The organism is Streptomyces sp. ISL-10 (assembly GCF_018614575.1).
In the GTDB taxonomy this organism is placed as follows: domain Bacteria; phylum Actinomycetota; class Actinomycetes; order Streptomycetales; family Streptomycetaceae; genus Streptomyces.
Window position 1 is genome coordinate 41,182 of the sequence record NZ_JAGGOJ010000033.1, and the last position, 17,896, is coordinate 59,077.

A 17,896-nucleotide genomic window follows, 5' to 3' on the forward strand; every position below is an offset into this window, starting at 1 on the left:
GTCAAGCGCCGCGGCGCTGTGACGACGGACCGGACTCGTCGTCCTCGTCCTCGTCGTCGTTGTACATGTCCGCGTACCGCGCGTACGGGTCGTCTTCCTCGTCGTCGTCCTCGAACGGCTCGCCGTTCGGCGGCTGGCTCGAAATCGGACTCGAAGTCGATGCGCCCAGCTCGTTGGCCAGACGCGACAGGTCAGTCCCGCCGCTGTTGTACTTCAGCTGGCGGGCGACCTTTGTCTGCTTGGCCTTGGCCCGGCCGCGCCCCATGGCTCGACCCCCTCGGTGACGGGGCTCGACGGCCCCAGAGTCTTGACACGCGTTCATGAGTCGGAACGGGCTCTCCGTGAAGAGCTCGGTCCGTAGGGCTTCAACGGTACCTGCTTCCGCGGCCATACGGTACGCCGCCCGCATCAGGTGCCGCTTCACACAACCCGCGAGGAGCCCCGTCCTCGCTGGTCAACTGCGATTTTAACCTCTTCCCGGCGTCCGACCCGCCGACCGGGGTGAGTCTTGTCTCCCCGGACGGGCGGGCCGGACGGGCGCCCGGCTCAGCGACGGCGGGCGTCCGCCATGCGCTGCTCGGCGATCCGGTCGGCCGCGGCGGCCGGCGGAATACCGTCTTCCTTCGCACGTGCGAATATTGCCAGGGTGGTGTCGAAGATCTTCGACGCCTTCGCCCTGCACCGGTCGAAGTCGAAGCCGTGCAGCTCGTCGGCGACCTGGATGACGCCGCCGGCGTTCACCACGTAGTCGGGGGCGTAGAGGATCCCGCGGTCCGCGAGGTCCTTCTCGACGCCCGGGTGCGCGAGCTGGTTGTTGGCCGCACCACAGACGATCTTCGCCGTCAGCACCGGCACGCTGTCGTCGTTGAGGGCGCCGCCGAGCGCGCAGGGGGCGTAGACGTCCAGGCCCTCCGTGCGGATCAGGGCGTCGGTGTCGGCGACCGCGGTGACCTCGGGGTGCTTGTCGAGGACCCGGCGCACGGACTCCGTGCGCACATCGGTGATCACGACCTGGGCGCCGTCGGAGAGCAGGTGCTCGACCAGGTGGTGGCCGACCTTGCCGACACCGGCGATGCCGATCTTGCGGCCGCGCAGCGTCGGGTCGCCCCACAGGTGCTGGGCGGAGGCGCGCATGCCCTGGAAGACGCCGTAGGCGGTGAGCACGGACGAGTCGCCCGCGCCGCCGTTCTCGGGGGAGCGGCCGGTGACCCAGCGGCTCTCGCGCGCGACGACGTCCATGTCGGCGACGTAGGTGCCGACGTCGCAGGCGGTCACGTAACGGCCGCCGAGGGAGTCCACGAACCGGCCGTAGGCCAGCAGCAACTCCTCGGACTTGATCTGCTCGGGATCGCCGATGATCACGGCCTTGCCGCCGCCGTGGTCGAGACCGGCCATGGCGTTCTTGTACGACATGCCCCGGGAGAGGTTCAGCGCGTCGGCGACGGCCTCTTCCTCGGAGGCGTACGGGTAGAAGCGGGTGCCGCCGAGGGCCGGGCCCAGGGCGGTCGAGTGGATGGCGATGACGGCCTTCAGGCCGGACGCGCGGTCCTGGCAGAGCACGACCTGCTCGTGCCCTCCCTGCTCCGATCGGAACAGGGTGTGCAGGACGCCGTCTGTCACATCGGTCACGGTGGTGACTCCCAAGTACGAAGCGGCGGATGCGGGCCTTCCTGCGGGTGGGGAAGGTCCGTCTGGGCAAGAGAGTAAGTCCTACGCGTGCGTAGATCCGACCTGGTGCCGGAGATCACCCCCCGGCGGAGTACGGGCATGGAAGGATTTGCGGCATGCCAGCGCTGTCCTCGGTCCTTGTCCCGTACGCGGCCTATCTGCGGATCTACGAGCCCCTGGCGGCCTTCCCCGAGCCCGAGCGCAGCCACTGGGCGCGCTACGCCCACAGGGACGACACCCCGACCGCACAGGACGAGCTGCGACGGTCGCTGGCCGACTTGCTGCCCACGCCCCCCGTCCCGGTCCCCGTCCACGAGAGCGCGGACGCCTTCGTGACCGACGTCGACGGTGTGGTGTGCGTGTGCCCGTGGCGGACCCGGCTACGGGGCTGGCTGGCGCTGGAGGAGCTGCCCGACCAGTTGCCGGCGCCGCTGCTGGACGCGGTGCTGCCACCGGTCGTGCGGGGACAGGCGGCCGCTGATTTCGAGCAGTGGCGCGAGCGGAATCCGGACGCCCGCCCGTGGATCAGGACGGCGGTGTGGGGCGTGCCCGTGGGATGGTTCGTGCTCTTCGCCGACGAGGAACGCGAGTACACGGCGACGGCTCCCTCGCTGCGCTACCGGACGCCGATGGTCCAGGCCCGCCGACGGCTCGCCCGGGCGCTGCGGACGCTGCGGGAGACGATCGACGAGGGGCCGCTGACCGAGAGCCTGGTGGACGTGGGGCGCTGGCTGGAGGAGTTCCATCCGCGCTCGCTGGTCGAACTGGACTACGGCGGTCTGGTGCACGCCCTGCCCGGCGATCTTCTGGCCGAGGACCGGTCGGCGGCCGACGCGGCGCAGGGGATCGCGGCGCTGCGGGCCGGGGACGGCGAGGGCGCGGCAAAGGCGTACAGGCGTCTGACGGATCGTTGGAGAGCCGTGAAGGATCGTCAGTTCGCCAATTGACCAAGGTGTGCGGCGGGGGCGGGAGCAGAGGAGGGGACGTAGGTCCCGATCCGGGCGATTGCCCCAAGCGTGACGGATAGCACTAACCGCTCCCTTGCGCCCATCACCTACCCTCGTGTCAAAATAGGACAAGGAGTCCGGGGAGGGTTCCTTCCGTCCAAGTAAGGGCGGATCACTCAGCATTGCACGCTATGGGGGGTCTGAGGACTCCTGATCGCTCTGTGACTGATCGTCACTGTGACGTGACTGTCCGTTATGGCATGGTCCATCGGCCTTCCGCCGTTGATGGACACCTGAGAGGGCAATTCCATCGGTTTGGCCGACGTGGCTGGACAGATGGTGTAGTTGTAGTGCCGAGGACAAGCCGTTCGTCCTATAACCGACTCGGCCCGCGTCCGCCATTTCGGGCAACGTGGGTCAAGGTGCAGAATTTAGAGGAAAGAACCGAGAAGGTTCGGTTCTCCCGAGGAGGCCGCTCATGACCGCTCGCACCCCTGATGCCGAGCCGCTGCTGACCCCGGCTGAGGTTGCCACGATGTTCCGCGTGGACCCGAAGACGGTCACCCGCTGGGCGAAGGCGGGCAAGCTCACGTCCATCCGCACGCTCGGGGGGCATCGCCGCTACCGCGAGGCAGAGGTCCGTGCGCTGCTTGCGGGTATTCCGCAGCAGCGCAGCGAGGCCTGAACACCCCGTCTGACCGGGCATTTCCGGGGCCCCCACCTCGGATGAGCCCACCACCTGCTCCACAGGCGCGCGTCTGCCCCAACAGGCCTTCGTCTTCGATCGCGCTGGACTCCGCCGGGTCCAGCGCGATCTTTTTGTGCCCGGAAGCGTGGTGGGGGGCGCCGGGGCCGGCAGTCGGCGGGGCCGGGGGGTGACATCGCTGTCGACCTACGGGGCTCCTGGGGCGGCGGTGCAATGGCACATATTAAATGGGGGGCTTGTAGGGAGGGGTTAAGTTCAGCCCTTCCCGAAACCTGTTCGGTGACACCCGTCACAGTGCGCGCGTCTTGCCAAAAGCCGGCCCGTCACCGAAAGGGGCACGATGCGCCGGGTGTTGGTCACTCGCGGGAGAGTCCTTCGTCCCGGCCCGGGGCAGGCGTGTCGGCGGCGGGTGGTGTCGGCGGTCCGGCCGGTGGAGTACCGGCGGCGGGCGCGGCCGGTGGAGTGTCGGAGGCGGGTCCAGCCGGTGGAGTGTCGGCGGCGGGAGCGGCGGGAGCGGCGGGAGCGGCCGGCTCGGCGGCTGACGTGGCCGACGGTGCGGTCGGCTCGCGGTCGGGGCGCTCCATGGCGAGGCGCAGGAGCCGATGGCAGATGGGGCAGGTCCTCGTCAGATGGCGGTAGCCCGTGGCGGCCGCCAGGTGGGCGCGCAGCAGCGCGCGCGTCTCGTACCGTCTCGCCGTCGACGCCGCCATGTACGTCACCCCCTGGACCCTGGGTACCGGTGGCCGATGGCGCCGTCAAGACGGCCTGCGCGCGCAAACGACGAAGGCCCGCATCGTGATGATGCGGGCCTTCGTCATCTGGCGCGGTCCTGACGGGATTTGAACCCGCGGCCTCCACCTTGACAGGGTGGCGAGCACTCCAAACTGCTCCACAGGACCAGGTTTCGCAGCCGATGTTCCCTGGCTGCGAGAGAGACTGTACAGCAGGTCTGCCGACCGGGTCGAACTCACCCAGGGCAACGGGGCCGTCACGGTGCCGCCGCGTCGATCGCCTTCACGATCCGCTTGTCCGACACGGGGTACGCCGTGCCCAGCGCATGCGCGAAGTAGCTGACCCGGAGCTCCTCGATCATCCAGCGGATGTCCAGGACCTCCTGTGGCACCGGCCGGCCCTGGGGCAGCTGCTCCAGCAGCCAGGCGTACTCGTCCTGCATCTCGTGGACCTTGTCCATGCGCGTGGTGTCCCGCTGGACGGCCGTTGGCATCTGCTGGAGCCGGCGGTCCACGGCGATCAAGTAGCGCATCAGGTCGGGGAGCCTGCGCAGGCCCGTGCGCGTCACGAAGCCGGCCGGCACGAGGGCCGCCAGCTGCTCGCGCACGTCCTGGACGTTGTTGATCAGAGTCAGGCTGTTCGTGGCCTTCAGGCGCCGCTCACAGGCCTGCCAGGCCGCCAGGATCTGCTGCACCTGATCGACGGTCCGGACGGTCAGATCCACGAGGTCCGAGCGGACCTTGTCGAACAGCTTCCGGAACGATTCCTCGTCCCACGCCGGGCCGCCGTGGTCGGCGATGAGCCGGTCCGCCGCCGCCATGGCGCAGTCGTCGAACAGCGCCTGGATCGAACCGTGCGGATTGCGGGACAGTGCCAGCTTCTGTTGGTTGGTCAGCCTGTCGGAGGCGAACTTCGCCGGGTTCACGGGGATGTTCAGCATGATCAGGCGACGGGTGCCCTGCCACATCGCCTGCGTCTGCTCGGCCTCGGTGTCGAAGAGCCGTACGGAGACGCTGTCGCCCGCGTCGACGAGCGCCGGGTACGCCTTGACCGGCTGGCCGGCCCGGCGTGTTTCGAACACCCGCGCCAGCGTGCCGATCGTCCAGTCCTTCAGGTCCGTGCGCTCCAGCGCCTCACCCGACGGGCCGGAGGAGGCGGCGGCCTTGGACAGCGCCTGACGGGCCTTCGGCCGCAGCGCCAGCCGCAGCGCCTCCAGGTCCTTGTCCTCGGCGAGCTTCTTGCGGCGCTCGTCGACGATCCGGAACGTGATCTTGAGATGGTCGGGGATCCGGGAGAGATCGAAGTCGTCCGCCCGGACGGGAACGCCGACCATCCGCTGGAGCTCACGCGCCAGGGTGACGGGCAGCGGCTCCTGGAGGGGGACGGCCTTGTCCAGGAACGCCTTCGCGTAGTTCGGCGCCGGCACGTAGTGGCGGCGGATCGGCTTCGGGAGGGAGCGGATCAGCTCGGTGACGACCTCTTCGCGCAGGCCGGGGATCTGCCAGTCGAAGCCCTCGTCGGTGACCTGGTTCAGCACCTGGAGCGGGATGTGGACGGTGACACCGTCGGCGTCCGCGCCCGGCTCGAACTGGTACGTCACCGGGAACTTCAGCCGGCCCTGCCGCCACGAGTCCGGGTAGTCGTCCTTGGTGACCGCCCCGGCCTTCTCGTTGATCAGCATCTCGCGCTCGAAGTCGAGCAGTTCGGGCTGTTCGCGGCGCTTGTGCTTCCACCAGGAGTCGAAGTGCGCACCGGACACGACGTGGTCGGGCACGCGCTGGTCGTAGAAGTCGAAGAGGGTCTCGTCGTCCACGAGGATGTCGCGGCGGCGGGCCCGGTGCTCCAGCTCCTCGACCTCGGTCAGAAGTTTGCGGTTGTCCGCGAAGAACTTGTGGTGTGTGCGCCAGTCGCCCTCGACGAGAGCGTTGCGGATGAACAGGTCGCGGGAGGTCTCCGGGTCGATGCGCCCGTAGTTCACCTTGCGCTGGGCGACGATGGGCACGCCGTAGAGCGTCACCTTCTCGTACGCCATGACGGCGGCGGCGTCCTTCTCCCAGTGCGGCTCGCTGTACGTACGCTTCAGCAAATGCTGGGCGAGCGGTTCGATCCACTCCGGTTCGATCTTCGCGTTGACGCGTGCCCACAGGCGTGAGGTCTCCACGAGCTCGGCGGACATCACGAAGCGCGGGGGCTTTTTGAAGAGGGCGGATCCGGGGAAGATCGCGAACTTGGCGTTCCGCGCGCCCAGGTACTCGTTCTTCGCTGTGTTCTTCCCGCCCTCCGCCCCGGCGTCCTTCACGTCCTTCATGCCGACGTGCGAGAGCAGGCCGGAGAGCAGGGAGACATGGACGGACTGCTCGGGGGCGTCCTCCTCATTGAGGTGGATCCCCATCTGCTTCGCCACCGTGCGCAGCTGGGAGTAGATGTCCTGCCACTCGCGGATGCGCAGGAAGTTCAGGTACTCCTGCTTGCACATGCGGCGGAAGCTGGACGAGCCGCGTTCCTTGTGCTGTTCGCGGATGTAGCGCCACAGGTTGAGGAAGGCGAGGAAGTCGCTGGTCTCGTCCTTGAAGCGGGCGTGCTGCTGGTCGGCCTGCGCCTGCTTGTCGGAGGGGCGTTCGCGCGGGTCCTGGATGGACAGCGCGGCCGCGATGACCATGACCTCGCGCACGCAGCCGTTCTTGTCGGCCTCGATGACCATCCGGGCGAGCCGGGGGTCGACCGGGAGCTGGGAGAGCTTGCGGCCGAGCTGCGTCAGCTTCTTGCGGGGGTCCTTCTGCGCCGGGTCGAAGGCGCCCAGCTCCTGGAGCAGCTGTACGCCGTCGCGGATGTTGCGGTGGTCCGGCGGGTCGATGAAGGGGAACTTCTCGATCTCGCCGAGCCCGGCCGCGGTCATCTGGAGGATGACGGACGCGAGGTTGGTGCGCAGGATCTCCGCATCCGTGAACTCCGGGCGGGTGAGGAAGTCGTCCTCGGAGTACAGCCGGATGCAGATGCCGTCGGAGGTACGGCCGCAGCGGCCCTTGCGCTGGTTGGCGCTGGCCTGGCTGATCGGCTCGATCGGCAGCCGCTGGACCTTGGTGCGATGGCTGTAGCGCGAGATACGGGCCGTGCCCGGGTCGATCACGTACTTGATGCCGGGCACGGTCAGCGACGTCTCGGCCACGTTCGTCGCGAGGACGATCCGGCGGCCGGTGTGCGGCTGGAAGACCCGGTGCTGCTCGGCGTGCGACAGGCGCGCGTAGAGGGGGAGCACCTCGGTGAATCTGTACTGCTTCTTGTTGAGCGCGTCCGCGGTGTCGCGGATCTCGCGCTCGCCGGAGAGGAAGACGAGGATGTCGCCCTTGCCCTCGCCCATCAGCTCCTCGACGGCGTCGGTGATCGCGGTGATCTGGTCGCGGTCGGAGTCCTCGGAGTCGTCTTCGAGGAGCGGGCGGTAGCGGACCTCGACCGGATACGTCCGGCCGCTGACCTCGACGATCGGGGCGTCGCCGAAGTGGCGGGAGAACCGCTCCGGGTCGATCGTCGCGGAGGTGATGACGACCTTGAGGTCGGGGCGCTTCGGCAGCAGCTGTGCGAGATAGCCGAGCAGGAAGTCGATGTTCAGGGATCGCTCGTGCGCCTCGTCGATGATGATCGTGTCGTAGGCGCGCAGCTCGCGGTCCGTCTGGATCTCGGCGAGCAGGATGCCGTCCGTCATCAGCTTGACGAAGGTGGAGTCCTGGTTCACCTGGTCGGTGAAGCGGACCTTCCAGCCGACCGCCTCGCCGAGCGGGGTCCGCAGCTCCTCCGCGACGCGCTCGGCGACCGTACGGGCCGCGATACGGCGGGGCTGCGTGTGGCCGATCATGCCGCGCACACCCCGGCCGAGCTCCAGGCAGATCTTGGGGATCTGGGTCGTCTTGCCGGACCCGGTCTCGCCCGCGACGATCACGACCTGGTGGTCCCGTATCGCCTCGAGGATCGTGTCCTTCTTCTGACTGACCGGGAGCTGCTCCGGGTACGTGACCTTGGGCACGCGCTCGGCACGCCGCGCGTTACGGGCCGCGGACCTCTCGGCCTCGGCGGCGATCTCGTCCAGCACGGCCTGCCGCGCGTCGGGCTTACGGATGCGGCGGGCGCCCTCGAGACGGCGGCCGAGCCGGTGGGCGTCGCGCAGGGACGCCCCGGCCAGCAGGGTCTGGAGGTCGGCGAAGGAAGTAGACATACGGAGTCCAGGATCGCACCCTCCGGAAAGCACTGGCGAACCCATTTCGTCAGCAAGCTGGTGCAGTATGGAGCGAATCGTTCATGCCTCCCGTAATCCCGCACGTCCCGAACGTCCCGAGGGGAAAAGCGCGCCATGCACAACGGCGGCGACCGCCGACACCGTGTCGCGGTGACCGCGAGCCTGCTGCTCGGACTGCTCGGCGCGCTGTTGGGATGCGCGACGGGCACAGCGGCGGCGGACATCCTCCCGGCCGCGACTCATGCTGCCGACGGCGCGGGTAGGGGGGCGGGCATCGGTCGCGGTGAGGCTCTCGCGGGCGGCGCCGCCGGCGGCCGCGCCCCGGCCGAGGCCGTCGGCACCGGGGACATGTCGCCCGCAGCGGTGGATCCGGCGCCCCGGTCCGGGTGCGGGAAGCGCACCGGGGGCGAGGGCAGCGGAGCGCACCCCGGAGTACCGCCGCGCGGCGGATCCGCGTACGAGCTTCTTCCCGCCCTGCACCAGGCCCACGGCCCCGCCGGCTCCGCACTCGTCTGCGACCAGGCCGTGCCGGCCGTGACGCCCCTGCGCGGACCGCCACCACTCGCGCCGCCCTCCGCGGTCGACCTGTCCGTCCTGCGCGTATAGGCCCGCCGGTCCCTTCCACCGGCATTCCTCCCGTCAGGCCTTCTCGCTCAGGAGCTCCTCCATGTCTTCCGCCACGTCCCCCTCAGGCAAGCCGCTTGCCATCGGCGCGGGTGTCCTCGTCGCCGCGCTGCTGCTCGGCTTCGCCTCGTACACCGCCACCGAGCCCGACCCCGCGCCGTCGGCCGGCTCCTCGTCCGTGGCCGACGTCTCCGCCGAACCGCGGGCGGGCACCTACCCCGAGCTGGAGAGGCTCGCCCGCCGGGAGGCCGGTGACCCCCTGGCCACGGGCCGCGCGGACGCGCCCGTCGTGATGGTCGAGTACGCGGACTTCCAGTGCGGCTACTGCGGGAAGTTCGCCCGCGACACCGAGCCGCAGCTGGTGAAGAAGTACGTCGACGCAGGCGTCCTGCGGATCGAGTGGCGCAACTTCCCGATCTTCGGCGAGGCGTCCGAGGCCGCGGCACGCGCCGCCTGGGCGGCAGGGCAGCAGGGCCGCTTCTGGCAGTTCCACGCGGCGGCGTACGCGGCCGATGCCAAGGAGAAGGGCTTCGGACCGGACCGCCTCACCGCGCTGGCCCGCGAGGCCGGGGTCGGCGACCTCGACCGCTTCGCGCGTGACCTGGACAGCGATGCCGCGCGCCGGGCGGTCGCGAAGGACCAGGAGGAGGGCTACGGTCTGGGAGCCACGTCGACCCCGTCCTTCCTGGTCAACGGCCGGCCCATCGCGGGGGCACAGCCCATGGAGACGTTCACCGAGGCCATCGAGGCGGCGGCCCGGGCCGCGAAGCAGGGCTCGTGACGCACGACATCGGCTATCTGGCGGCCTTCCTCGGCGGCCTGCTCGCCCTGATCAGTCCGTGCAGCGCGCTGCTGCTGCCCGCGTTCTTCGCGTACTCGATCGACTCCACGGGCCGGCTGCTGGCGCGTACCGGCATCTTCTACGCCGGCCTGGCGACCACCCTGGTCCCGCTCGGCGCGGCCGGGTCCTTCGCGGGGCGGCTCTTCTACGGCCACCGTGACCTGCTGGTCTCGGCCGGCGGCTGGCTGATCGTCGCGCTCGGGGGCGCGCAGATCCTCGGGATGGGCTTCGCCTCGCGCCGTATCGCCGAGGTGTCGGGCCGTATCCGTCCGACGACGGTTTTGTCGGTCTACGCCCTGGGCCTGGTCTACGGGCTGGCGGGCTTCTGCGCGGGCCCGATCCTGGGCAGCGTGCTGACCGTGGCGGCCCTGAGCGGCAGCCCGGTCTACGGCGGCCTGCTGCTCGCGGTCTACGCCCTGGGCATGGCGGTCCCGCTGTTCCTGCTGGCCCTGCTCTGGGACCGCTTCGATCTGGGCGCGCGCCGATGGCTCCGCGGGCGCGAACTGGGCGTGGGCCGGTTCCGGCTGCACACGACGTCCCTGGCGTCGGGAGTGTTCTTCGTCCTGCTGGGTGCCGTGTTCCTGGTCTTCGACGGCACGACGGCCCTGCCGGGCCTGCTGTCGGTCGACGACTCGTTCGCGGTGGAGGAGTGGGCGGCGGGCATCGGCAGGGCGATCCCGGACTGGGCGCTGCTCGTCGTGGTGGTCGCGGTGGCGGCGCTGATCCTGGGCGTGCGCGGTTGGCGCCGGGGAGAAGAGCGGGAGAAGGCGTAGCGCGGTGCGGGCCCCCGTCCACCGGACGGGGGCCCGGCTCACGCTTCCGGGGGGCGGGGCCGGGAAACGGCGAAGGCCCCGATCCGGGGATCGGGGCCTTCGTACGGTGGCTGGGGCCGGGGTCGAACCGGCGACCTATCGCTTTTCAGGCGATCGCTCGTACCAACTGAGCTACCCAGCCGAGAAACTCTTCCGAGCTCCAGCGGTCCTGACGGGATTTGAACCCGCGGCCTCCACCTTGACAGGGTGGCGAGCACTCCAAACTGCTCCACAGGACCAAGCGTGGTGCGAGACAAGTCTCGCACACGGTGATGCGTGCCCCCAACGGGATTCGAACCCGTGCTACCGCCTTGAAAGGGCGGCGTCCTGGGCCACTAGACGATGAGGGCTAAGGGCCCGCCTGGGCGCTTCGCAGCGCGTCGGGGACGTGAGAAGCATATGGGATGCGGGGAGCTATCGCCAAAACGCTTTTCGGGGCGCCCGGTCCCCGCCCGCCGCACGCCCCCTACGGAGACGGCGTCGGCGAACCCGGTGACGGCGAGGGGGAGGACGAGGCGGCGGGGTCCGGTGGCCGGGCGACATGGCGGCTGACCTCCGCCGTGGTCAGACCCAGGCCGCCCAGCGTGATCTCGTCCCATGCCTGGAGCTGTCGGTTCGTCCGGTCGAGGTAGAGCACCGAGGCGCGTACCTTCTCCGGCTCCTGGTTCTGCACCGCGCGCAACCCGCCGCCGCCCGTCGACCCCTCGATCTTGACGCGGGTGCCGTGCCTGAGCACCTCGGTGTGCCGTTTGTGGATGTGCCCGGCCAGGACCAGCGGCACGGTGCCGTCGGTCTCGCGGGCCGCCACGGGGTTGTGGGCGACCGCGATGTCGACCGGCGTCCCGGCGCTCTTCTGGTCGCGCAGGGCGGAGGCGAGGCGGATGCCGGTCATGCGTTCCGCCGGGTCGCCCTGGGCGACGACCGACCGGTCCGGGGTGAACTGCGGGTCGCCGGTGCCCGCGATGCGCAGCCCCGCGACGGTGACGGCCCGCCCTTCGTCGAGGACGTGGACGTTCTTCATCCGGGACAGGTACTCCTGCGTCGAACGCGAGTCGTGGTTGCCGCGGACCCACACATAGGGCGCGCCCAGGTCGCGGATGGGGTCGAGGAAGCCGTTCTCGGCGGACGAACCGTGGTCCATGGTGTCGCCGGAGTCGATGATCACGTCGATGCCGTACTGCTTCACGAGGGAGCCGATGATGTGCCAGGCGGCCGGGTTGAGGTGGATGTCGGAGACGTGGAGCACCCGCATCGTGCCCGGGTCCGGCCGGTAGGCCGGGAGCGTCGACGTCGCGTCGTACAGCTTGGTGACGTTGGTGACCAGGCGTGCCAACTCCTTCTGGTAGACGTCGAATTCGGTCACGATCGAGCGCGCGTTGCCGACGACGGACGGCGCGGAGGACAGCAGTCCGGAGAACTTGGGCTCCAGTACGGACTTCGGATTCCAGGTCGCGGCCGCCGAGACGCCGGACGCGGCGAGGAGCGCGAGCGCGAGCCCGCCGGCGGCTAGGGCGCGACGGGGGCGGCGGTAGACGGCCAGGCCCAGTGCGGTCGCGCCGGAGACGACGGCGACGCAGGAGCGCACCGCGAGCTCCGTGGTGCCGTCCTGGACATCGGTGGAGATCTCGTCCTGGAGCCCGGACAGCCGCTCGGGGTGTTCGACCAGGGCCCGGGAGCGGTCCGGGTCGAGGCGGTCGACGTCGACGTCGAGGCGGACGGGGGCGACGTGGGAGTCGAGTTCGAGGGCGCCGAGCGGGGACACGTTGATCTTCGTGCCGCCGCTGAAGGAGGGACGCAGCGTCATGGTGGTGTCCATCGGGCCGACCGGAGTACGGACGTTGCCGACGATGAGCAGGCCGAGCCAGGCTCCGACGAGGACGACGGCCGTCAGGCCGAGTGCGCGGGTCCAGGGCCGCGGGGTGTGCGAAAGTGCGGTGGCCTGCACAGTCGTGGGGCCGCCGCGCCGCAGCGCGGTACGGATCAGGCGGATCGGGCGGGGCAAGTGGTTCGATTCCGGGGCTTCGCGGGCCATTGGTGCCGTATGCCCCACGCGACCGGTCACCATGCCGGGGCGGCGCGGCGGGCTCGGCGTGCGTGACAATGGCCAGGTGCTGGAGATGACGCGCGAGGAGTTCGAGGAACTGGTCGCCGAGGCCCTGGACAGGATCCCGCCCGAACTGACGCGGCTGATGGACAACGTCGCCGTGTTCGTCGAGGACGAACCCACCCTGGACGATCCCGAGCTGCTCGGGCTCTACGAGGGGACTCCGCTGACGGATCGCGGCGAGTGGTACGCGGGTGTGCTGCCGGACCGCATCACCATCTACCGGGGGCCGACGCTGCGGATGTGCGAGACCCGAGAGGACGTCGTCGCGGAGACGGAGATCACCGTGGTGCACGAGATCGCCCACCACTTCGGGATCGACGACGAGCGGCTGCACGCCCTGGGGTACGGGTGAGCTCCGGCCCGAACGGCCTCCCGGAGGCGATCGATCCGGACGTCGACCTCCATGTGCCGGCCCAACGCGCCGAACTGGCGGGCGCACACGGGTTGGCGGTGCTCGCGGCGATCTCGGCGGGTGGCGCGGCGGGCGCGTCGGCCCGCTACGGGGCTCTGTTGCTGTGGCCCGCTCCTCAGGGGGCGTTTCCCTGGGCCGTCTTCTGGGTGAACGTGCTCGGCTGCGCCCTGATCGGCGTACTGATGGTGCTGGTGGGCGAGCGCGGCCGCACCGCGCACCCGCTGGTCCGGCCGTTCCTCGGGGTGGGCGTGCTCGGCGGTTTCACGACGTTCTCGACCTACGCCCTCGACTTCACCGAGCTGCTGGAACGCGAGGAGGCAGGGGCCGCCGTGGCGTACGCGGGTGGCACCGCCGCCGCTGCGCTGGCCGCCGTGTGGCTGGCCGCCTCCCTCACCAGGGCGGCCCTGGACCGCTCGGCGCGGGCGGCCCGGGCAGGCGCGTGATGAACTGGCTGCTGGTCATCGCTGGCGGGGCGGTCGGCGCCCCCTTGCGCTATCTGACGGACCGTGCGGTACAGGCGCGGCACGACTCGGTGTTCCCGTGGGGGACGTTCACGGTGAACGCTGCGGGGAGCCTCCTCCTCGGTGCGCTGGCCGGAGCTTCGGTGTCCTCGGGGACGTACGCGCTGCTGGGCACGGGGCTGTGCGGGGCGCTCACGACGTACTCCACGTTCTCCTACGAGACGCTGCGCCTGGCCGAACGCGGCTGGAAGTTCCTGGCCGTCGCGAACGTGGCCGCCTCCGTGCTGATCGGGCTCGGATCGGTCTTCCTGGGCGTGGAGTTGGCGCGCGGCATCGTGGGCTGACGGGTCGAGGGGCGGGTCCGGTGCGGCGCGGGGGTGTCGTGCGATGGCTGCGGTGCCTGGGTCCCGTACGTTCCCGTCGCGGCTGGCGTGTCGCGCTTTGGCCGGGGGTTTGCCGGGTCCGGTCCGTTCCCGGGCGCGGCGGGGTGCGCGGGACGGGTGCGTCGAGGGCGTGTCCCCGGCGGGGCGACGGGAGTTGGGCAGGGCGACCCGCATGCCCCCTCGTCCCGGAGGTGCCCCCGTGCGCCAGTTGTCAGCCCCCGGCCGGAAGGCCGTCTGGATCGTCGCCTCATGGGCGGTCTGGCCTCGACAGGCTGTATGAGCGTGAGCGACGACGCGGGCAGGAAGCCCGCGCCCAGCATCTCGGCGGAGCGCGGGGTGGCCGCGGAGCCCGACGGCGGCCACGGCGTCCCAGGCGGTGCGCAGCGCGGGGCGGCCGAGCACGGCCGGGACGGGCGGGACGGGAAGGACGCCGAGGAGGCCGACGCCGCCGGGAAGGAGAAGGGCAAGCGCGCCGAGGGGATGCCGAGCACAGGGGCGGACCCGGTGCCGGGCGGGAAGCCCCTGAAGCCGGGGACGAGGCCGACGCCGCCCCATGGCGGCGGTTCGCCGTCCCCGACCCAGCAGCACCCGACCCTGCCGCCGTCGGAGCCGACCCCGGAGCCGCCCACGAGCCCCACGCCGCAGCCGAGCGAACCGACCGGCCAGCCGTCGGCCTCCTCGGCGCCCGAGGTGCACGTGGGGGCGAGGCGGGCCGCCGGGGCCTTGGGGAACGGCGAGCCCGCCGCTTCGCCCCAGGACCGCCCGGCGTAGGGCGTCCGGGCCGGGGCCGGAGGTCCGGACGCCGGGGATGTAAGCGGGGTCACTCGGGGGCGGTTTGCCTTTACCGGGGGGGGGTGCGTATGGTGGTAGATCGTTTGATCCCATTGCCCGGCGCCGAAACGGAAGCGCGCCGCGTGGCGCGTATTTCCCTAGCCGTGGCTGACCGCATCGAGGCGGTCGAATTGCGAATTCACGGAGTTTGGGCGCGTGCCGAGACTCCGGAAGGTTTCGCATTTCGCATGTCCACTTTCAGTACTGATCACGCCGTCATGCCCGAGAACGACACGTTCGACGAGGCGGTCGCAGAGGTCGTCGAGGTCGTCGAGACGGCGGCCGAAGAGCCCCAGCAGCCCCAGGTCACGTTCGCGGACCTCGGTCTGCCCGAGGGCGTCGTCCGCAAGCTCGCGCAGAACGGCGTGACGAGCCCCTTCCCGATCCAGGCCGCGACCATCCCGGACGCCCTGGCCGGCAAGGACATCCTCGGCCGCGGCCGCACCGGCTCCGGCAAGACGCTCTCCTTCGGTCTGCCGACCCTGGCCACGCTGGCCGGCGGCCACACCGAGAAGAAGAAGCCCCGCGCGGTCATCCTCACCCCGACCCGTGAGCTCGCGATGCAGGTCGCGGACGCCCTCCAGCCGTACGGCGACGTGCTCGGGCTCAAGATGAAGGTCGTCTGCGGCGGTACGTCCATGGGCAACCAGATCTACGCCCTGGAGCGCGGCGTCGACGTCCTCGTCGCCACCCCGGGCCGGCTGCGTGACGTCATCAACCGCGGCGCATGCTCCCTCGAGGCCGTCCAGGTCGCCGTCCTCGACGAGGCCGACCAGATGTCCGACCTGGGCTTCCTGCCCGAGGTCACCGAACTGCTCGACCAGGTCCCGGCCGGCGGCCAGCGGATGCTGTTCTCCGCCACGATGGAGAACGAGATCTCCACCCTGGTCAAGCGCTACCTGACCGACCCGGTCAGCCACGAGGTCGACAGCGCCCAGGGCAACGTCACGACGATGACGCACCACGTGCTCGTCGTGAAGCCCAAGGACAAGGCGCCGGTCACGGCCGCCATCGCCGCCCGCAAGGGCCGCACCATCATCTTCGTCCGCACCCAGTTGGGCGCCGACCGCATCGCGGAGCAGCTGCGCGAGTCGGGTGTGAAGGCGGACGCGCTGCACGGCGGCATGACCCAGGGCGCCCGTACGCGCACCCTGGCCGACTTCAAGGACGGCTACGTCAACGCGCTCGTCGCCACCGACGTCGCCGCCCGCGGCATCCACGTCGACGGCATCGACCTGGTCCTGAACGTGGACCCGGCCGGTGACCACAAGGACTACCTGCACCGCTCGGGCCGCACCGCCCGCGCCGGCAAGTCCGGCACGGTCGTGTCCCTGTCGCTGCCGCACCAGCGCCGCCAGATCTTCCGCCTCATGGAGGACGCGGGCGTGGACGCCTCGCGTCACATCGTCGGCGGTGCGGGCGCGTTCGACCCGGAGGTCGCCGAGATCACCGGTGCGCGTTCGCTCACCGAGGTCCAGGCCGACTCCGCGAACAACGCCGCGAAGCAGGCGGAGCGCGAGGTCGTCGAGCTGACCCGCCAGCTGGAGCGCGTGCAGCGCCGCGCGGCCGAGCTCCGCGAGGAGGCCGACCGCCTGGTGGCGCGCGCCGCCCGCGAGCGCGGCGAGGACCCGGAGGCCGCGGTCGCCGAGGTGACCGAGGCCGCTGAGGCCGAGGTCGAGGCAGCGGTCGAGGCAGCGCCCGAGCCGGAGCGCCGCGAGGAGCGCCGGGACGACCGGGGCAACTTCGAGCGCCGCGGCAACGACCGTGGCGACCGTGGCGGCTTCCGTCGTGACGACCGCCGTGACGGTGACCGTGGCGACCGTGGTGGCTTCCGCCGCGACGACCGCCCGTCGGGTGGCTTCCGCTCCGGCGGCGGCGACCGTCCGTTCAACCGTGACCGCCGTGACGACCGTCCGTCGGGCGGCTTCCGCCGGGACAACGACCGTGGCGGCTTCAACCGTGACCGTGACGACCGTGGTGGCCGTTCCTTCGAGCGTCGTGACAACGACCGTGGTGGCTTCCGCCGTGACGACCGCCCCTCGGGCGGCTTCCGCCGGGACAACGACCGTGGCGGCTTCAACCGTGACCGTGACGACCGTGGTGGCCGTTCCTTCGAGCGTCGTGACAACGACCGTGGTGGCTTCCGCCGTGACGACCGTCCGGCCGCCCACCGTGGCAGCGACCGTCCGTTCAACCGCGACCGTCGCGACGACCGCCCCTCCGGCGGCTTCCGCTCCGGCGGCAGCGACCGCCCGTACGGTCGCCGCGACGACCACCGCGGTGGCGCCGGCTCGAACACCGGCACCAACACCGGCTCCTTCGGCGGCCGTCGTGACGACAAGCCGCGCTGGAAGCGCAACGGCTGACACGCACTGAGCACCTGATCAGGGCCCGTACGACACCTAGGTGGCGTACGGGCCCTGCTGTTACCCTCGGCGCACACGAGGCGGCTGTGACGCGCGCGCCCAGGGGGGCCTGAGAGAACGCCGCGCCCGTCTCCACGGACATCAGGTTTCCTGGGGAGGAGCCTCACTTGCTGGGAACTGTGCTGGGGCGCCGTCGTGCTCGCCCGGCTGCCGCCGTCGATGTCGTGGCGGCACTCCCATCCGCCGTTCCGCTCGCAGCCACGCCGGCGGTGGCAGCGGAGCCGCCGCTTTCACCCCTGATTCCCGCCGAGCACGTACTCGACCGCGATGCGGCCGACGTGCCGGCCGCGGGCGTACCCGGCTTACTCCGCGGCGACCACGACGCGAGTTGCCTTTACGTCTCGTACCCCTGCGTCTCGTACGCCGTTGGGTCGCAGAAGCCGTACGTCGCCGACGGCACTCACTCGCTGCACGGCACGTGGTCGGACACCGTCGCTCGCCGGCACAGCTCGCTCCGCACGACGGTGGTCGGCATGGGCGACATCACCGGTGACGGCAGGCCGGACCCGGTGGTGCGTGACACGGCCGGGAAGCTGCTCCGGTTCAGCGGGACCGGGACGGGCATGCCGGCCGGGCGGGTCCGGATCGGCACCAGCGGCTGGGCTGCCTCAACGGGTCTGCACTGAGCGCTCCCACCTACCGCAACGACTCACTCGCGGCAGCCTTCCGGCCGTTGCCGGAAAGCTGCCGCGCCCGCGCTTCCCCATGGGGAAGTGCT

General features: G+C 70.9%; 16 protein-coding genes and 4 tRNA genes. 11 read left to right on the forward strand and 9 right to left on the reverse strand.

What is annotated here, in order from left to right; translation table 11 throughout:
• Position 1 precedes the first annotated feature (1 nt).
• Positions 2-265, reverse strand: coding sequence for a DUF3073 domain-containing protein (locus J7E88_RS30240; RefSeq protein ID WP_177153145.1), 264 nt, complete (start codon positions 263-265; stop codon positions 2-4).
• Between the two features lie 281 nt (positions 266-546).
• Entirely contained in the window at positions 547-1,629 is a 1,083-nt protein-coding gene (locus J7E88_RS30245) for a Glu/Leu/Phe/Val dehydrogenase dimerization domain-containing protein (RefSeq protein WP_215186635.1), read from the reverse strand.
• Between the two features lie 155 nt (positions 1,630-1,784).
• Between J7E88_RS30245 and J7E88_RS30250 the strand changes: the two genes are divergently transcribed.
• Positions 1,785-2,615 carry a hypothetical protein gene (locus J7E88_RS30250; protein WP_215186636.1) on the forward strand — a complete coding sequence of 277 codons (831 nt, stop codon included), beginning with the start codon at positions 1,785-1,787 and terminating at the stop codon, positions 2,613-2,615.
• Positions 2,616-3,093: 478 nt separating this feature from the next.
• Positions 3,094-3,300, forward strand: a complete 207-nt coding sequence (gene bldC / locus J7E88_RS30255; protein WP_003949541.1) for a developmental transcriptional regulator BldC — start codon at positions 3,094-3,096, stop codon at positions 3,298-3,300.
• A gap of 377 nt (positions 3,301-3,677) precedes the next feature.
• On the opposite strand, the gene J7E88_RS30260 is transcribed toward bldC, so the two are convergent.
• From J7E88_RS30260 to hrpA, 3 genes are all read right to left on the reverse strand, one after another.
• Complete coding sequence (locus J7E88_RS30260) at positions 3,678-4,031, reverse strand: DUF6274 family protein (RefSeq protein WP_251023449.1); 354 nt, start codon at positions 4,029-4,031, stop codon at positions 3,678-3,680.
• Positions 4,032-4,145: 114 nt separating this feature from the next.
• Positions 4,146-4,220: transfer RNA gene (locus J7E88_RS30265), tRNA-Asp, on the reverse strand.
• Between the two features lie 89 nt (positions 4,221-4,309).
• Positions 4,310-8,260 carry an ATP-dependent RNA helicase HrpA gene (gene hrpA, locus J7E88_RS30270; protein WP_215186637.1) on the reverse strand — a complete coding sequence of 1,317 codons (3,951 nt, stop codon included), beginning with the start codon at positions 8,258-8,260 and terminating at the stop codon, positions 4,310-4,312.
• Positions 8,261-8,431: 171 nt separating this feature from the next.
• On the opposite strand from hrpA, the gene J7E88_RS30275 reads away from it, so the two are divergent.
• The 3 genes from J7E88_RS30275 to J7E88_RS30285 all read left to right on the forward strand — a co-directional run bounded on the left by J7E88_RS30275 (position 8,432) and on the right by J7E88_RS30285 (position 10,519).
• On the forward strand, positions 8,432-8,887 hold the full coding sequence (locus J7E88_RS30275) for a hypothetical protein (protein WP_215186638.1): 456 nt from the start codon (positions 8,432-8,434) through the stop codon (positions 8,885-8,887).
• Positions 8,888-8,948: 61 nt separating this feature from the next.
• Positions 8,949-9,686, forward strand: coding sequence for a DsbA family protein (locus J7E88_RS30280; RefSeq protein WP_215186639.1), 738 nt, complete (start codon positions 8,949-8,951; stop codon positions 9,684-9,686).
• Positions 9,683-10,519 carry a cytochrome c biogenesis CcdA family protein gene (locus J7E88_RS30285; protein WP_215186640.1) on the forward strand — a complete coding sequence of 279 codons (837 nt, stop codon included), beginning with the start codon at positions 9,683-9,685 and terminating at the stop codon, positions 10,517-10,519. Before J7E88_RS30280 ends, J7E88_RS30285 begins: the two co-directional genes overlap by 4 nt.
• Before the next feature lie 107 nt (positions 10,520-10,626).
• Here the strand turns inward: J7E88_RS30285 and J7E88_RS30290 are convergent.
• The 4 genes from J7E88_RS30290 to J7E88_RS30305 all read right to left on the reverse strand — a co-directional run bounded on the left by J7E88_RS30290 (position 10,627) and on the right by J7E88_RS30305 (position 12,590).
• Positions 10,627-10,700, reverse strand: a tRNA-Phe gene (locus J7E88_RS30290).
• A 22-nt stretch (positions 10,701-10,722) separates the two neighbouring features.
• Positions 10,723-10,797, reverse strand: a tRNA-Asp gene (locus J7E88_RS30295).
• Positions 10,798-10,835: 38 nt separating this feature from the next.
• Positions 10,836-10,908: transfer RNA gene (locus J7E88_RS30300), tRNA-Glu, on the reverse strand.
• 116 nt (positions 10,909-11,024) lie between these two features.
• Positions 11,025-12,590, reverse strand: coding sequence for a metallophosphoesterase (locus tag J7E88_RS30305; protein ID WP_215186641.1), 1,566 nt, complete (start codon positions 12,588-12,590; stop codon positions 11,025-11,027).
• Positions 12,591-12,666: 76 nt separating this feature from the next.
• Between J7E88_RS30305 and J7E88_RS30310 the strand changes: the two genes are divergently transcribed.
• The 6 genes from J7E88_RS30310 (at position 12,667) to J7E88_RS30335 (ending at position 17,804) form a co-directional block, all read left to right on the forward strand.
• Positions 12,667-13,017, forward strand: coding sequence for a metallopeptidase family protein (locus tag J7E88_RS30310; RefSeq protein WP_215186642.1), 351 nt, complete (start codon positions 12,667-12,669; stop codon positions 13,015-13,017).
• A 53-nt stretch (positions 13,018-13,070) separates the two neighbouring features.
• A complete protein-coding gene (locus J7E88_RS30315) occupies positions 13,071-13,520 on the forward strand; it encodes a CrcB family protein (protein WP_308307665.1) in 450 nt (149 codons plus the stop codon).
• Positions 13,520-13,882 carry a CrcB family protein gene (locus tag J7E88_RS30320; protein ID WP_215186644.1) on the forward strand — a complete coding sequence of 121 codons (363 nt, stop codon included), beginning with the start codon at positions 13,520-13,522 and terminating at the stop codon, positions 13,880-13,882. The genes J7E88_RS30315 and J7E88_RS30320 overlap by 1 nt, the downstream gene beginning before the upstream one ends.
• Before the next feature lie 321 nt (positions 13,883-14,203).
• Complete coding sequence (locus J7E88_RS30325) at positions 14,204-14,692, forward strand: hypothetical protein (protein ID WP_215186645.1); 489 nt, start codon at positions 14,204-14,206, stop codon at positions 14,690-14,692.
• 248 nt (positions 14,693-14,940) lie between these two features.
• Positions 14,941-17,118: a DEAD/DEAH box helicase gene (locus tag J7E88_RS30330; RefSeq protein ID WP_215186646.1), complete on the forward strand. Its 2,178-nt coding sequence runs from the start codon at positions 14,941-14,943 to the stop codon at positions 17,116-17,118.
• A 167-nt stretch (positions 17,119-17,285) separates the two neighbouring features.
• The gene (locus tag J7E88_RS30335; protein WP_215186647.1) at positions 17,286-17,804 is read left to right on the forward strand and encodes a hypothetical protein; all 519 of its coding nucleotides are present in this window, start codon (positions 17,286-17,288) and stop codon (positions 17,802-17,804) included.
• Positions 17,805-17,896: the final 92 nt, after the last annotated feature.

Bases quoted from the DNA above. Each gene is read 5' to 3' on its own strand.
- J7E88_RS30240 (WP_177153145.1), bottom strand. From the start codon at position 265: ATGGGGCGCGGCCGGGCCAAGGCCAAGCAGACAAAGGTCGCCCGCCAG.
- J7E88_RS30250 (WP_215186636.1), top strand. From the start codon at position 1,785: ATGCCAGCGCTGTCCTCGGTCCTTGTCCCGTACGCGGCCTATCTGCGG.
- bldC (WP_003949541.1), top strand. From the start codon at position 3,094: ATGACCGCTCGCACCCCTGATGCCGAGCCGCTGCTGACCCCGGCTGAG.
- J7E88_RS30260 (WP_251023449.1), bottom strand. From the start codon at position 4,031: ATGGCGGCGTCGACGGCGAGACGGTACGAGACGCGCGCGCTGCTGCGC.
- hrpA (WP_215186637.1), bottom strand. From the start codon at position 8,260: ATGTCTACTTCCTTCGCCGACCTCCAGACCCTGCTGGCCGGGGCGTCC.
- J7E88_RS30280 (WP_215186639.1), top strand. From the start codon at position 8,949: ATGTCTTCCGCCACGTCCCCCTCAGGCAAGCCGCTTGCCATCGGCGCG.
- J7E88_RS30305 (WP_215186641.1), bottom strand. From the start codon at position 12,590: ATGGCCCGCGAAGCCCCGGAATCGAACCACTTGCCCCGCCCGATCCGC.
- J7E88_RS30320 (WP_215186644.1), top strand. From the start codon at position 13,520: ATGAACTGGCTGCTGGTCATCGCTGGCGGGGCGGTCGGCGCCCCCTTG.
- J7E88_RS30330 (WP_215186646.1), top strand. From the start codon at position 14,941: ATGTCCACTTTCAGTACTGATCACGCCGTCATGCCCGAGAACGACACG.